Genomic DNA, 15504 nt, shown 5'->3' with positions numbered 1-15504 from the left:
GTTCATAACGTTTTTAATATTTAGAGATCCTGGAATGAGTTCAAGATGACATGACGTTTTGTTAATAAACAATTTGTAGTTATCAAATAAGTGATAAGCTACCTATCTTGTGATTAAGGTGAATCAAATTACTTTGGATGGGAGAGTAAATTATGGATACGGAGAAATCACTGTTCGAAGAGTTTCCACCGGTATCAACAGAAGAATGGGAAAAAGTAATTGAGGAAGACCTGGGTGGAGCCGATTACAGGGAGAAGCTAAAATGGGACACCGGCGAAGGCGTGGATGTACAACCGTTCTATCGCAGGGAGGAACTGGAAAAGCTAACGATACCAGATTCCCCTGTAACCCCCGGGAAGCGGGATAATAATTGGCAGATTTGTCAGCCGATCTTTGACCAGGAAGTTACCGACGCCAACAAGTCGGCCCGGACAGCCATAAAGCAGGGTGCAGATGCCCTGAAATTCGAATTCCGGGTACGTCGCACGGAAGGGATGCTGGGCGGCGATCTTCAGGGCACGGCGATCCAAAGTCAGTCCGATTTTACTGCGCTGCTTGAGGGGGTTGAACTGGATGCCCCGTCCCTAAACTTTGATTCCGGTATAGCTACCCCGGCACTTGTAGCCATGCTTCAAAACGAGGTTCAGGCCAGGGATGTGGATCCCAAGTCAGCAAATGCCACCTTCTTGTATGATCCCTATGCGTATACCGCGCAGCACGGTCAGCTACCTAAGCCTGAGAAAGTATTTCTTGACGATGCCCGCCAGATGGTATCCTTTTGTAAACAGAACCTGCCACATATCCGCTGCCTCGGGATCGATGCCCGGCTTTGGCACAATACAGGTGGCACTATCATCGAAGAGTTGGCACTGGCGCTGGCTACCGGTAGTGAATACCTGGCCAAGCTCTCGGAACGCGGGCTCTCTATCTATAACATCGCTTCCCAAATCTTTTTTTCCTTCTCTATTGGTGGTAACTATTTTCTTGAGATTGCAAAATTTCGTGCGGCCCGGCTGTTGTGGGCAAAGGTTGTGGAAGCTTACGGCGAAACATCAGGCGATGTGAAGGCAGCTTATATTCACGGGGAAACCTCGCGACGGAATAAGACCGTCTACGATCCCTATACCAACATGCTGCGCACCAGCACTGAAGGAATGTCAGCTGCTATTGCCGGTTGTGACCTGATCACTATAAATCCATATGATATTACGTTCCAACAACCGAGTGAACTGGGCCAGCGCATTGCTCGAAATGCCCAAATTATCTTTAAGGAAGAGGCCTACCTGGACCAGGTTTATGATCCCGGAGCCGGTTCCTACTATATTGAAGTATTGACTGATAAGATTGCAAATGCGGCGTGGCAGCAATTCCAGGAAATAGAGAAGCAGGGAGGAATGCTGAAGGCGATCACGCAGGGGGTGGTGGCTCAAGTGATCCAGGATTCAGCCCAAAAGCGTGACCAGGCTATTGCGGAGCGGGGCCGCATTTTTGTGGGTACCAACCAATATCCCAATGCCGAGGAGCGGATGGCAGAAAGTTTGGATGTAGACTACAAGGCCGTTTCACTGAAAGAGTCGGACAGGGAGCTTGAGATAGACTGCGAGAATATTATCGAGTCGCTGGCCGAAAATTTTGATCTGGGTGGCAAGCTCGGTGATGTAGTACCTGTACTGTTAGCACCGGGCAAGCAGCTGTACCGGGCCGTGGAACCGTATCGAGGCACTGAGCCATTTGAGCGGCTCCGGATGGAGACAGAGCAGCATTCCAGCACACCTACCGTTTTGATCATACCACTGGGCAACCGGAAGATGCGTAAAGCCCGTGCAACCTTCGCATCCAACTTTTTGGGATGTGCAGGTTACGAAATTAAAGAGCCGATCGGTTTTGAAGATATTGAAGCAGCAATACGAGAGATCGAGAAGATAAAGCCGGAAATAGCCGTATTCTGTAGTTCGGACAAGGAATATCAGGATCTGGTTGAACCGTTCTGTAAAAGGCTTGATTCATTGAAAAAGAAGCCGATGCTACTGCTTGCCGGGCACCCCAAAGAGCATGAGGAAGAGTACTGCAATTTTGGGGTGGATGGATTTATACACCGGAAATCCAATGTCTTGGAAACGCTAAGAGAGCTACACAAAAAACTCGGAATTGGGAACGCAAATAACGAGGATTAAGCAGATATTCACAGTTTTAAATCTGTGGTTATCTGCTTAATCCATCTTCATCCGCGTTCTATAATATTATACTAGATGAGACCAGATTTTTCTGAAATAGATTACGAACCGGCATTATCTGCTAATGGCCGAGAGGTTGGGGAAGAAGCCTGGCTGACACCGGAACAGATCCCGGTAAAGCCTGCCTTCTCGAAAGAGGATGTGTCGCGATTGGAGCACTTGGATTACGCTGCCGGCATTCCACCTTACCTGCGTGGGCCCTACTCCACGATGTATGCCCTACGCCCGTGGACCATCCGCCAGTATGCCGGGTTTTCGACGGCTGAGGAATCGAACGAGTTTTATCGGAAGGCGCTGGCACAGGGTCAAAAAGGACTATCTGTGGCATTTGACCTTGCTACCCACCGGGGGTACGACTCCGATCACCCACGCGTGACCGGCGACGTCGGAAAAGCAGGAGTGGCAATAGACTCAATTCTCGACATGAAAATTCTGTTCGATCAGATTCCGTTGGACCAAATGTCTGTTTCGATGACCATGAACGGGGCGGTCATCCCGATAATGGCATTCTACATTGTAACGGCCGAGGAGCAGGGTGTTGCCAAAGAACAGCTGGCGGGCACCATACAGAACGACATCCTCAAGGAGTTTATGGTGCGCAATACTTATATCTATCCGCCCAAACCCTCCATGCGGATTGTTGGCGACATCTTTGAATACACATCCCAATATATGCCGAAGTTCAATTCCATCAGCGTCAGCGGTTACCACATGCAGGAAGCGGGCGCCAGTTGTGATATTGAGCTGGCCTATACCCTGGCTGACGGACTCGAGTACCTGCGCACCGGTCTCGATGCGGGCTTGGATATTGATGAGTTTGCCCCGCGGATCTCGTTCTTCTGGGCGATCGGGATGAATCATTTTATGGAAATAGCCAAGATGCGTGCCGGACGAATGCTCTGGGCTAAGCTGGTGAAACAATTTGATCCCCAAAACCCCAAATCGATGTCACTGCGCACGCACAGCCAGACGTCGGGTTGGAGTCTGACTGAGCAGGATCCGTTTAATAATGTAACGCGAACTACGATTGAGGCGATGACCGCAGCGTTGGGGCACACGCAGTCGCTCCACACCAATGCGCTCGATGAGGCGATAGCCCTGCCCTCGGATTTCTCGGCGCGCATTGCCCGAAATACGCAAATCTACCTGCAGGAAGAGACCGGCATCACGCATGCGGTGGATCCCTGGGCAGGCTCATATTATGTGGAATATCTGACTGACCGGATTGCCCGACGTGCCTGGGATCTTATCCAGGAGGTAGAAGAGCTGGGCGGCATGGCCAAGGCGATTGAAACAGGACTGCCCAAGATGCGCATTGAGGAAGCTGCCGCCCGCAAGCAGGCCCGCATCGACTCGGGTAAAGACACGATCGTGGGCGTCAACAAATACAAGCTTGACAAAGAATCCCCGATTGACATTCTTGAGGTGGATAACGCGAAAGTCCGAAACAAACAGCTCAGTCGGCTAGAAAAGCTCCGGAGTGAGCGAAATGAAGCCGAAGTTAAGTCGGCACTCGATGCCCTGACCCAAGTGGCTGAAACCGGCGACGGTAATCTTTTGGAAGCTGCTGTGGAGGCCGCCCGCAAACGGGCAACGCTCGGGGAAATCTCTGATGCGATGGAACAGGTGTTCGGACGTTATAAAGCAACCGTACGATCCATATCCGGCGTGTATTCTTCAGAAATAGATAAAGACAAAAACTTTAAAAAGGCCCAGGAGCTGGCGGACGATTTCGCAGAGCTGGAAGGGCGCCGTCCACGCATCATGGTAGCCAAGATGGGGCAGGACGGGCACGACCGTGGCGCGAAGGTGATCTCTACCAGTTTTGCTGATCTCGGTTTTGATGTGGATATAGGTCCGCTGTTCCAGACCCCGGAGGAGGCGGCCCAACAGGCTGTAGAAAATGATGTGCACATTCTTGGTGTTTCCAGCCTGGCCGGGGGACACAAAACACTGGTTCCGCAGGTAATTGAGGAATTGGAAAAGCGGGGCCGTGATGATATTATGGTAATTGTGGGCGGGGTTATTCCACAACAGGATTACGAGTTTCTTTATGACGAGGGCGTGATCGCAATTTTTGGCCCGGGCACGGTTATTTCCCTTGCTGCACAGCAAATTTTGGAAGTGCTGATCAAGAGTCGGGAGGATGACTAGCGCTCTATCAACTGATCAGAACCGTATTGTAAGCACATTGTTGGTCCAAATTATGAACTTGAACCAGATTTTAGCCATTAATAAAAATGGCACTATACTGGCGCAAATTTGTAACTTGTACCAAACCAAGTCTCTCTATGCAAATATGTAAAAAGCCACGTCTTGTCTGACTCTAATAACAAAACCCAGTCATCCGCTTCAGAAGTGGAAGAAAACAGATCCAAGAACTCCATCAATCTGAAAGGACTTGAGCAGATGAAAAATAGCCCGAAGAAACTGGGGATTGAAGATTATGTGGAAGGGATCCTACAGAATGACCGAACAGTTTTAAGCCGGGCGATTACCTTGATTGAAAGTTCGCGCCCCGAACACCATGAGCAAGCTGAGGAAATTATCGAACAGTGCCTGCCTCATACCGGCCAATCTATTCGGGTAGGCATAACGGGCGTGCCGGGCGTGGGGAAAAGCACATTCATTGAAACGCTTGGAAATCACATCATTGAGGAAGACCGCAAGCTGGCCGTGCTGGCTATAGACCCTAGCAGCACCAAGAGCAAAGGCAGTATTTTGGGGGATAAAACGCGGATGGGAACGCTTGCCAATAATCCCAAAGCGTATATTCGTCCCTCTCCAACAGGTGGATCACTGGGTGGCGTAGCGCGAAAAACACGTGAGACGATCTATCTCTGCGAAGCTGCCGGCTACGATACCATTTTTATCGAAACGGTGGGCGTAGGTCAGTCGGAGACAGCCGTGCACTCCATGGTTGACTTTTTCCTGCTTCTGATGCTGGCCGGTGCGGGCGATGAGCTGCAGGGCATCAAACGGGGCATTGTGGAGATGGCTGATGCCATAGCGGTTAACAAGATCGACAGTAGTGATTCGGCACAAGTGAAGCAAGCGGTTCGAGAATATAAAAACGCCCTTCACCTGTATCCAAAGCCCGAATCGGGCTGGGGACCTGAGGTCACGACCTGTTCAGCGACGACGGGTAAAGGTATAGATGTGATATGGGAGCTTATTGGTGATTATGTCTCAAATACCAAAGAGAGTGGCTTTTTCTGGGAAAAGCGGAGCCGGCAGGCAAAAAATTGGATTTATGAAACGATCCAGAACCGGCTGATGGATGAGTTTTACAACGACCCGAATGTAAAAAAGAAGCTAAAAAGTGTGGAAAAGCGAGTCTTAAAAGGGGAAGTAAGTTCGTTTAAAGCAGCTAAAATGCTATTGGAGATATTTCGATAGCCTGGATCCTGGATTTAATCACAGAATACAGGGAGGAACACAGAGTTTTACGAAAGAGCTAAGATTTTTGTCATAAAACCCTGTGTAATTTTGAATGCATATCTATTGCGTAAACAGACGTACATCCCCATCATCGGTATCGATCTGCACACGGGCATTACCCCCGGCCAGTCGAAACCGGGTATAATTTTCGTTTCTTCCCAGCTGCTCAAAGTTGGAGCCGGTTGAGACACGGACATCATCGTGATCAATACGGAATTCGCCACCACCACCAAGAATTCTTAAATCGATATCCCCGTCATCAGATGAGAAATTATAATCGCCATTGTCAGCCAAAGTCGTAGCGACATTTATTTCACCATCGTCGGTTTCTATATCCATGCGCTCGAACTTACCGTTCCGAATGTCGGCTTCCCCGTCATCAAAGTTCATTACCAGGCTGCCACGGCCGTTATCCATAATCAATTCACCATCATCAAAATTAAACCGGGATTCCTCACCCTGGCATCTTCGCAGGGAAATGTCGCTGTCATCAGAATCGATCTGGATATTGCCGTTCATTTCTGCTATTTCGTAGGTATCATCATCACCGTGTAGCTCCAGGTTCGCATTCTGCGGAGCTAGGATTGTAATGGTGTACTTCCTGGTGACAGTTCCGATATTGAGATTGAGGCCACGGCTATCCCGCGGAGTCTCACGGATAATCAGGTCTCCATTCTGTTCAGTGACCTCCATGCCGAACTGATTTTTTTTACCAATTCGTACGCCATCCAGTTCACGCCGAAAAGTTACTATGACCCGTACGTCGGTGCGATCAGAGCCGGTGACCTCTACAAGGCCGGCGTCGTCGCTATGCAGTTCAATAGTGCCGGTTTCCGAGATGTTGTAGGTCTCGTCGAGATTATACGTGTCCGTTTTTTGTGCAGTAGCAATGGTTGTCATTCCGAGAAAAAGCAACCCCAAAAGTGCAAAAAAGTGTACCCTTAACGCCTTCATTTTTCCTAAATATTTTAGTTAAAGTTTTGGCTAAGTGGGGCATTTATACGCCATGGAGCTCGAAATGTTCGCCCAAAAAGGCAATTAATTTAGATTGAGCTCCGATTTGGTAGATGAAAAGGTCATCTCGCTTTCATCCATCTTCTGCTCACCGAGTGTCTGCTGCATTTCAGCGCGCAGCTTTTGAATAGTGAGCCCGCTTGTCAAGGAGCCGTTGCGCGCTACGGAAATCCGGCCTGTTTCTTCGGAGACGACTACCACGAATACGTTGTTGGTTTCGGTGATACCTACAGCTGCCCGGTGACGGGTGCCGAATACCGAAGAGAGATTGGGATTTTGTGAAATAGGCAGGTAGCAACTTGCAGCTACAATGCGGTTGCTCCTGATAACAATGGCTCCGTCGTGCAGGGGACTGGTTTTGTTAAAGATCGATTCTAAAAGTTCGCTATTTACCCGTGCATCCAGTTTTACGCCGACATCTACAAGGTCCTGCAGGGATGATGAGCGTGCAAAAACGATAAGTGCACCTGTCTTGGAATGTGACATGTTCCGAACCGCCTCTATAACTTCGTCGATGACCGTATCTGAGTTGGAACGGAAAAAGAAACGGTCAAGGTTGGTGTTTTGCCCCAGACTGTACAGCAGTTTGCGGATTTCCGGCTGAAAGATGATGAATACGGCTAAGACACCCACATCCAGGATGCTGCGCAAAATAAAATTGATGGTCGTAAGCCCAAGGGCACTGACCAGCGCGTTGATCATAATAATAAAAACGAGTCCAACTGCAGCCTGTATCGCAAACGATCCCCGTATCCACCGGTAAAGGTAGAAGAGTATAAAAGCGATAATCAGTACCTCGAAAAGGTCTTTAATACCAAATTCGAGAAATCCTACGGGAATCAATATAATCCTCGTTAAAGTTATTGATTAGTGGAAGTTTGAAATTAGATACTGGAATACCGAAGTCAGTTTTCTACATGTAAAACCACCTGTCAGACCTGAAAGTCCAATGTCCAACTTCCAGCTTCTAGTATCCAGCTAGTGCATTATACACTAATACTGAATCATTTGCTTCATGGACATCGTGAACGCGGATGATTTTTGCACCTTTCATCATGGCGTGGTAGTGAATGGCTACCGTTCCGATCAGCCGCCCTTCAACCTCTCGATCGTTCAAAATCGGGCTCAACATCGACTTGCGCGATGCCCCCACCAGCAGCGGGTATCCCAAGTCACTGAATTTTTCCAGGTTCGCCAAGATTGCCAGGTTGTGCTCCAGTGTTTTGCCAAAGCCTATTCCTGGATCCAGCAAAATGCTTTCTACGCCTTTCCCTTTCGCCAGGGCCGCCTGCTTCTCAAAAAAACGATGGACATCCGCAATGACATCGTCATAAGACGGATCATCCTGCATCGTCTGTGGATCTCCCTGGGAATGCATCAGGATATACCCGGCATCATATTCTGCACAGAGATCTGCGAGCCTGGGTTCTTTTTGAAGCCCGCTAATATCATTTATAATATGGGCTCCACTGTCAAGCGCCTTTTGGGCTACTTTGTATTTTGTAGTATCAATCGAAAAAATAGTTTCTGGGAATTGTGGAATTGCGCGCTCCAGGATCGGCATTACCCGGTTTAACTCCTCCTCATCGGAAACAGGATCAGCACCGGGACGTGTTGACTCCCCCCCTACATCAATGATAGAAGCCCCTTCCTCGACCATCAGGCTGATCTGCTTGAGGGCACTGTCCAGCTGGTTGAATTTGCCGCCGTCGGAAAAGGAATCTGGCGTGGCATTGAGCACCCCCATAATGACAGGGGTAGAGAGATCCAGCATTTTATCTCTGCACCGCAGTTGATCTGCTTCCGTTTGTAGCGAGTATCCCAAAGTCGATATCGGTCTGTTGGTTAAGTTGAATGACTTAAAGTAAATTACAATTTATTAACGTAAGAACGTAGCCGCAGAGTACCTTCTTGAGCAGATAACCATTTCATCTGGTAATTATGCCAACCTTTTTAAACAGGGGGCAGCATATTTTTAATATCTGAAGGTATTTATTACGCTATTCAAAAATTTCTACTGAAATAACTATGTTTGATAATTCCGAAAGGAAAACTCAATACTCAATAATTCACCAACTCAACCTAAAGCGAGCGGGCTAGCCGGAGACCATTAAACTGCCAGCGGGCGTCAGGATAGAAAAAGTTGCGATATGTTTTTCGGATATGACTCTGAGAGGTAGCACAAGAACCGCCGCGCAACACATACTGTCCGCACATGAATTTGCCGTTGTATTCACCAAGTGCCCCTTCTAGCGGTTTGTAACCGGGGTACGGGTCGTAGGCACTTTGGGTCCATTCCCAGACATCACCATATACCTGTTTGAAGCCGTTTTCTTGCGGCGATTGCAGGGCTTGCGGGTGATAATTTCCAGAGTCCACAAAATTACCTTCATAAGGCAGATTGCCGGCAATCGTTTCCCATTCACCCTCAGTAGGCAGGCGGGCCCCAGCCCAGCGTGCAAAGGCATCGGCTTCGTAGTAGCTGAGATGAGTAACCGGCTCATCAGGATTCACCTTGCTCATCCCACCCAGCGTAAAGTTGTGCCAGTCGCCCCCTCTCTTTTCCCAATATAGTGGGGCATTCCAGTCTCTTTCATTCACCGTGGCCCAACCGTCATCCAGCCAAAGCGGGGAGCGGTTATAGCCATCGTCTTCAATAAACTGCAGGTATTCTCCATTGGTAATGAGGCGGTCGGTCACGGCAAATGCTTCCAGGAATCGCCGGTGCCGGGGATGTTCATTGTCGTAGGTGAATTCACCACCTTCGTTTCCCACATAGTAGATCCCTTCATCAAATTGGATCCAGTCCAGTTCCTCAGGTGACGGTCCCTTGTTCGTACTGAGATTACGATAGGCCGGCTTTAGCGGGTTTTGGGAAAACAGGTATTTAATGTCGGTGAGGATTAGTTCCTGGTGCTGCTGTTCATGATTAATGCCGATTTCAACCACCGGTCCCCATTGGGCAAGATCTTGCGGGCTTGCATCTTCCAGGAAACCGAACACCTGCTGGTCGATATATTCCCGGTATTCAAAAACTTCACTTACAGTCGGTCGAGATATTAGTCCGCGCTCGGAACGGTTATGCGGCTGCCCAGTTTGCAGGTAATAGGAGTTGAATAGGTAAGCATATTTTGGGTGCAGCGACTCATAATCATCAAGTGCCTTTTCAAGGATAAAAGTCTCGAAAAACCAGCTTGTATGGGCCAGGTGCCATTTGGCAGGGCTGGTGTTTTCCATGGCCTGAATTACATAATCTTCCGTCTCCAGTGGCTCAACAAGTTCGTGGCTAAAATTACGAACTCTGGTATACGAATCAATCAGATACTTTTTGTCAAATCGTTGATCAAGCTCTCGGGTAGATTCTTCTTCTGTTGTTATAGCCATGGTACGATCAGTTCTTTCAAAGGGGTGATATTAATGTAAGCAAAAAGTAGTTTTTTGCATTCCATTAGTTACCATTTAGAAAGTATCAAATGGTTACCGGCCGGCCTGTTTGTAGCGAATCTATTTTTCCCGGTAGAAATAGATCTTCTTGTTTTTGGAATCTTTCCCGCTTTTGATTTTGACCCCTTTTTCCTGGTTATACTGGTATACAGCCGTGCGCATAGAGTTCACATTTTTGTCATCCTCATAAGGAACTTCAATAGCGTCACCACCTACATCCAGCTGATCAAGCGCTTCCAGCAAAGGTTTAAATTTAGATGATCTCTTCTTGGAGGTCTTTATTTTTTCTCGTTCTACAAATTTAATGTCCATAACAACTTTTATAATTGTAACGTTAGTCTATAATTTAACTTGTATAAAGATATTAATTTTTACACAAAAATATACTGTTGCAAGTTCATGTAATTTACTATTTCAAGAAAAATTAATCTTTTTAAAATTCTTAAAATAAAAAAGTTGCAGGAATATTAGTTCCTGCAACCTTCTGTATACACTTTAAGTTAATAAATTGTAAAAGTTATTCAGTACTACAATGCAATGGTAAGGTGATAAAGATCATATAATTTATTGTATCTCATAAAACTGCTCATAAACATAGTCCCAAAAATCGGCTAGTTGAGATCCTTTATTGTGTGGATTTTTGGATTTGGACGATTTCATCGCATCGAGGCAGGCTTTTTCTTTCGCATCATAGTAAGCCTTAAGCTGATATGATGTGGGGTTGTCGATCATCTTCTCAAACTTTTCTTTTTTCTCAGCCATATTCATATAAACTTAAGTTCATGTTCAAGAATAGAAACGAGAAAAACACTAAAAAAATTCTGCTTTTTCTCAAATACCTAAATAATGGATTTCAGCAGCTTTTTCAATAAACATACTCTTGTCTCATGTTTCTTCAAGAAACATAGGCCCTTTCATGCTTTTGGGAGATGATTTTACCAGCGGCTAGTTTTGCAATTTGAAGACTACGGGCAAACTGTACTGCACGCGAACAGGCACACCTCGCTGACGACCGGGTTCAAATTCAGCCAGCTTAACACAGCGCAGAGCCTCTTCATCAGCGCCGCCGCCAATTCCCCGTATCACCTTCGGATCTTCTACCTTTCCCTGCTCGTTGACAACGAATTGAACGATAATCCGACCTTCAATGCCTGCTTTACGGGCCATTTCGGGATATCGCACACACTGTTGCAGCGAGCTGAGACCGCCCTTGAGTTGGGGCATCTGTTCAACGACAACAAAGAAGTCCTCTTCTTTATCTTCCTTTTCTGTTTTTGGTGGAGGTGGAAGCTCCAGCGGTTCTGCCAAATTTAGATCTGCACTGATATCCAGGATTTCATCCTCTATTACGGCATCATTGGGGACTGCTACCGGTACAGGTGGTCGCGGAGGGGCTGGCGGTCGCTCTAATTGCTTGGTTTGCACAATCTCTTCCATACTTACGACCTCCTGCTCCACCGTCAAATCAACCTCTTTTTGTACCTGCCTGATCGGCATTTTTGTGGCAGTCAGGAAGATAATCAAAACCACAACTATGCCTATTTCAATAAACAGGGTGTAGTAATTTGTTAAATCAGCCTCTGGTTTTTTCCATTTAAGACCCATAATACCCCCCCCGCTTTAAGTGGGTGTTTTTGCTGTTAGTATGTAATAAACGTACTTATAGCGATTACAGTATAATTTTAAAAGTCCAAGAGCGATGTAGGATAAAAACTGATATGGATGTGAGGGATTTTGAAAGGTAAGGGAGGCTAAAAGCTTCCGATATGAGTGGGCCCTCTTTTACTGGGAGAGATCCACAAAATTAAAAGCTAAGATTTAAATGCAATAAGGGTACCTATGTAAACACATTTACCGATTGAAATTCACACTATCAGGGGCTGAACAGGGTGTCGACACCTACTTGTGCTTTCCGCCTTAATCCATAGCGGGGGCATGGTTACAGTAGTCCTATAACTTGATTTGAGCTCCATCTTTAGTAGACGACTCCATAATAGCCCGCACAATCCGGATATCCTTAAATCCCTCTGAGCCAGGTACTATCGGGTCACGACCCTCTTTGATGGCGAGCGCTTCGTTGTCCATCTGCCGCGCCTGCTGGTGATTTGGGTCGGGCGGCAGCGTTTTGCCATCACTGGTCTTGCCCTGAACACCGCTGTAGGATTGAAACGGCCGCAGGTGATACCACCCGTCAGTACAGTCCACATCCAGGTAGTTCATCGATTTACCAAAACTGGTCTCTCCTTTGGCAATGACGCCGCCCGGGAATTCCAGCTCGAAAACGGTTGTCTCATCCACTTCGTCATACATCTCCTTGCGCTCGGAACTCTGAATGCCGCTGGCCGCAATCGGCTCCATGCTGGTAGAGTATCGGGCCGCATTTATAGGATATACTCCCATATCGTACAATGCTCCTCCACCGAGCTCAGCATCACGTCTCCAGTTACCCTCGGGGTGGCTGCCATCGTACCCGGCGCCGGTTTGTACTCCAGTAACTGCCCCATATGTTTCCTCCTTGCCAAACCGGATAATGGTTTTTGTGTTGGGTTCATGCTGCATGCGATACCCAATGGCCAATTGTACATCATTTTTATTTGTAGCATCGATGATGGCCTGGCACTCCTGCACATTCATCGCCATCGGTTTTTCGCACCACACATGTTTGCCCGCCTCGGCAGCAATGATGGCATATTTTGCATGCAGACCGGTAGGCACTACAATATAAACCACATCAATATCGTCATTGTTGGCCAATTGATGCATATTCTGGTAATTGTAGACATTACTGTCCGGGATGTTATGGCGCTCCTGCCACACCGGTATCTTGGAGGGTGATCCGGTTACAATGCCTCGCAGTTCACAGTGCTCGGTTCGCTGGAGACCAGGCGCGAGTCGCCCCGTGCTGTAGCTGCCCAGTCCGACCAGGGCAACCCCTAGCTTTTCTTGCGTTTTTGAGAGAATGATGTTGGGAAACCCAAGGGTTGAAACAGCAAGTGCAGAACCGGCACGTTTGAGAAAACTCTTCCTGGATATGTTGTCAGCCATAACTCTTCACTTTATTGGTTTAATTCGGTGTGAAACCAATATAATAGAATTGATAAATGCATATCAACGAGTTGGAATGCCCTGGAGAAGAAAAAGGCTTAAAAGTTGTAAAACAGCAGGAGTAAGTATTACCCCGATCGAAAGATCAGGCCCCAGTCCCCGTTCTTTTTCCACGCCTTGCCAATAAAGGTTCCGAATACAGTGATCTGCTCCCACTCGTCAGGTGTAATATGGATCGGTTCGTAAGAGGGATTTTCGGGTTGGAGTTCAACACCATCCTGCTTCATGCGGATTGTTTTCAAGGTCGTTTCACCCCCGTATAGGATAGCCCCAATCTCTCCATCTTTGGGCGGACGCGGATCGATGATAATATAGTCGCCATCCTGTATATCGGCATCAATCATACTTTCCCCGTCAACAATAAGGGCAAAGTAGTGGTCAGACTTCTCAGGGTGGATTTCTACGGGGAGATGCCCGAGATTTTGACTAATGGCCTCATGCATGCCGCCCGCCGCTATTCGTCCTTTAATTGGGATGCCAGGAAAAGCCGACGAGAGTTCAGATCGTTTTGTGGGATGGATGTCGTAATTGCCGGGTCCATCCTTGGTAAGGTATTTTTTCTTAACCAGGCTGTTGAGCAGCTGGTAGATACTATTGGTAGAGCTGTAGCCAAACTCCTCCTGCATATCAGAATAGCTGGGAAGCAGGTGGTATTCCTCATAAAATTGCAGGATAAACTGCCAAAGCCTGGATTGTTTATCGGTCAATGTTTTCATGTGACAGCTATTTTATATGAAAAATCATATGAAATATACTGTTTAAAATATAAAATGCCACCCCTATTTCAATTTATTATGTAAGTTTTTTAAGAGACAGAGCTCCGAATCTCATTCTTTTAATTTATTTACGCATCAGAACAATCAATATTTGGTACATTTAATCGGTTATCGAGAAATGGGGAAGGATAGTGCACAGTTCATTTTGTTTTATTGTAAACACGTTAGCTAACAGGGGAAAGGCAGCACACCTTTTTAAAGGTCAGATCGAGTTCATAAAGCATAATTTTCCCGACGCACGATTTATCTATATTAAAGAAAAAGATCCGATTGAAGAACACGTGCAATGGGCAGCAAAACATCATAAATACGTTGTTGCGGCCGGGGGTGACGGAACCGTTCAGCAGGTGGCAAAGGCATTAATTAGCACACGGGCGACCTTGGGCGTTCTACCCCTGGGAAGCGGAAATGATTTTGCCAAAAGCCTGGGATTAACCTCTCAACTTGAAACGGATCTCCAGGTATTACACCAAAGAAAGACAGTCTCGGTTGATGTAATTAAAACCAACAGTGGCTATTTCCTTAACACGTTCGGAATCGGACTAGATGGTCTTACAAATTATTATTCCTCAAAGAGTTCTTTAAAAACTGCGGTCACCCGGTATTTTGTGTCTGCACTGAAGGCCTTATTTCGTTCCGGGAAATTTGATTATGAGTGCATTATTGATGGAGAAAAAGCAGCAGGAAAATCTTGGATGATAATCGTGGCAAATGGGGCAGTTGAAGGAGGGCGATACGAAATTTCACCCGAATCTGACAATACAGATGGAGTTTGTGAAGTGGTCATCGTCCGGGATATATCGGTCCAACGACTGTTGGTGGAATTCCTGAAACTCTCCGTGGGATTACCCTTTAGCGAAAAGGTTGTTTTGAAAAAAAGATTTAAATCATCGGTATCCATTGCTCTCGATTCCTCCATCTACGCGCACGCCGACGGCGAAATTGTGGAGCCAACTGATCATTTTAGCTTTCGTATTGAAAAGCAGGCCCTGCGGGTGATTGTTTCGGGTTGAATATTTTAGTGAACTCGATGCGGAACTTGCATCGAGCTGGAGATAGGAAAGAGTGTATTATTAACAGTAATAAAATTTTCTTGGCATATGCATTTTAACCAGATTAAAGAGACCTCCCTTTACGTAAAAGACCTGGACCGGACGGAGGCCTTCTACAGTGGTAAACTACAACTGGAGGTTATTGGTAAAGAAGAAGGGCGACATATATTCTTTAAGTCAGGTTTCTCTATCCTGCTGTGTTTTATTGCAGATAAGACAAAAGCAGGTGAGAATTTGCCGTCTCATTATGGAGAAGGGAATATGCATATTGCGTTTGAAGTGCCGAAAGAAGAGTACGAGGCAACCAAAGCCTGGTTGCAATCGAGAGGCATAGAAATAGAGCATGAGCAATCGTGGGGCCGCGATTTCAAATCATGCTATTTCCGCGATCCGGATGGCCATTCCCTGGAGATTGTGCCTTCCGGCATGTGGGATTAA

General features: G+C 46.9%; 14 protein-coding genes. 5 read left to right on the top strand and 9 right to left on the bottom strand.

What is annotated here, in order from left to right; translation table 11 throughout:
- Positions 1 to 152 precede the first annotated feature (152 nt).
- From NC796_RS17890 to meaB, 3 genes are all read left to right on the top strand, one after another.
- A complete protein-coding gene (locus tag NC796_RS17890) occupies positions 153 to 2174 on the top strand; it encodes a methylmalonyl-CoA mutase family protein (protein WP_310686383.1) in 2022 nt (673 codons plus the stop codon).
- 75 nt (positions 2175 to 2249) lie between these two features.
- Positions 2250 to 4388 carry a methylmalonyl-CoA mutase gene (gene scpA / locus NC796_RS17885; RefSeq protein ID WP_310686382.1) on the top strand — a complete coding sequence of 713 codons (2139 nt, stop codon included), beginning with the start codon at positions 2250 to 2252 and terminating at the stop codon, positions 4386 to 4388.
- 255 nt (positions 4389 to 4643) lie between these two features.
- Positions 4644 to 5633: a methylmalonyl Co-A mutase-associated GTPase MeaB gene (meaB, locus tag NC796_RS17880; protein ID WP_409070394.1), complete on the top strand. Its 990-nt coding sequence runs from the start codon at positions 4644 to 4646 to the stop codon at positions 5631 to 5633.
- 102 nt (positions 5634 to 5735) lie between these two features.
- Here the strand turns inward: meaB and NC796_RS17875 are convergent, their stop codons facing one another.
- The 9 genes from NC796_RS17875 to NC796_RS17835 form a co-directional block, all read right to left on the bottom strand.
- Positions 5736 to 6629, bottom strand: a complete 894-nt coding sequence (locus NC796_RS17875) for a DUF4097 family beta strand repeat-containing protein (RefSeq protein ID WP_310686380.1) — start codon at positions 6627 to 6629, stop codon at positions 5736 to 5738.
- Positions 6630 to 6713: 84 nt separating this feature from the next.
- On the bottom strand, positions 6714 to 7532 hold the full coding sequence (gene cdaA / locus NC796_RS17870; protein ID WP_310686379.1) for a diadenylate cyclase CdaA: 819 nt from the start codon (positions 7530 to 7532) through the stop codon (positions 6714 to 6716).
- Between the two features lie 124 nt (positions 7533 to 7656).
- Positions 7657 to 8514: a dihydropteroate synthase gene (gene folP, locus NC796_RS17865; RefSeq protein ID WP_310686378.1), complete on the bottom strand. Its 858-nt coding sequence runs from the start codon at positions 8512 to 8514 to the stop codon at positions 7657 to 7659.
- 257 nt (positions 8515 to 8771) lie between these two features.
- Positions 8772 to 10073, bottom strand: a complete 1302-nt coding sequence (gene egtB, locus NC796_RS17860; RefSeq protein ID WP_310686377.1) for an ergothioneine biosynthesis protein EgtB — start codon at positions 10071 to 10073, stop codon at positions 8772 to 8774.
- Between the two features lie 120 nt (positions 10074 to 10193).
- Positions 10194 to 10445 carry a hypothetical protein gene (locus NC796_RS17855; RefSeq protein WP_310686376.1) on the bottom strand — a complete coding sequence of 84 codons (252 nt, stop codon included), beginning with the start codon at positions 10443 to 10445 and terminating at the stop codon, positions 10194 to 10196.
- Between the two features lie 252 nt (positions 10446 to 10697).
- Positions 10698 to 10895, bottom strand: a complete 198-nt coding sequence (locus NC796_RS17850; protein WP_310686375.1) for a hypothetical protein — start codon at positions 10893 to 10895, stop codon at positions 10698 to 10700.
- A gap of 183 nt (positions 10896 to 11078) precedes the next feature.
- Positions 11079 to 11738, bottom strand: a complete 660-nt coding sequence (locus NC796_RS17845) for an energy transducer TonB (RefSeq protein WP_310686372.1) — start codon at positions 11736 to 11738, stop codon at positions 11079 to 11081.
- A 345-nt stretch (positions 11739 to 12083) separates the two neighbouring features.
- Positions 12084 to 13178: a Gfo/Idh/MocA family oxidoreductase gene (locus NC796_RS17840; protein ID WP_310686370.1), complete on the bottom strand. Its 1095-nt coding sequence runs from the start codon at positions 13176 to 13178 to the stop codon at positions 12084 to 12086.
- 128 nt (positions 13179 to 13306) lie between these two features.
- Positions 13307 to 13954, bottom strand: coding sequence for a S24 family peptidase (locus NC796_RS17835; protein ID WP_310686369.1), 648 nt, complete (start codon positions 13952 to 13954; stop codon positions 13307 to 13309).
- Between the two features lie 191 nt (positions 13955 to 14145).
- On the opposite strand from NC796_RS17835, the gene NC796_RS17830 reads away from it, so the two are divergent.
- Together NC796_RS17830 and NC796_RS17825 are read left to right on the top strand one after the other, a co-directional pair.
- The gene (locus tag NC796_RS17830; RefSeq protein ID WP_310686368.1) at positions 14146 to 15027 is read left to right on the top strand and encodes a YegS/Rv2252/BmrU family lipid kinase; all 882 of its coding nucleotides are present in this window, start codon (positions 14146 to 14148) and stop codon (positions 15025 to 15027) included.
- Between the two features lie 87 nt (positions 15028 to 15114).
- Entirely contained in the window at positions 15115 to 15504 is a 390-nt protein-coding gene (locus tag NC796_RS17825; protein WP_310686366.1) for a VOC family protein, read from the top strand.

Origin of the sequence: Aliifodinibius sp. S!AR15-10, from assembly GCF_031569985.1 — a bacterium.
GTDB lineage: Bacteria > Bacteroidota > Rhodothermia > Balneolales > Balneolaceae > JAMQKA01.
The sequence above is the reverse complement of the archived record's forward strand: the minus strand, read 5'-3'. Positions and strand labels throughout refer to the sequence as shown.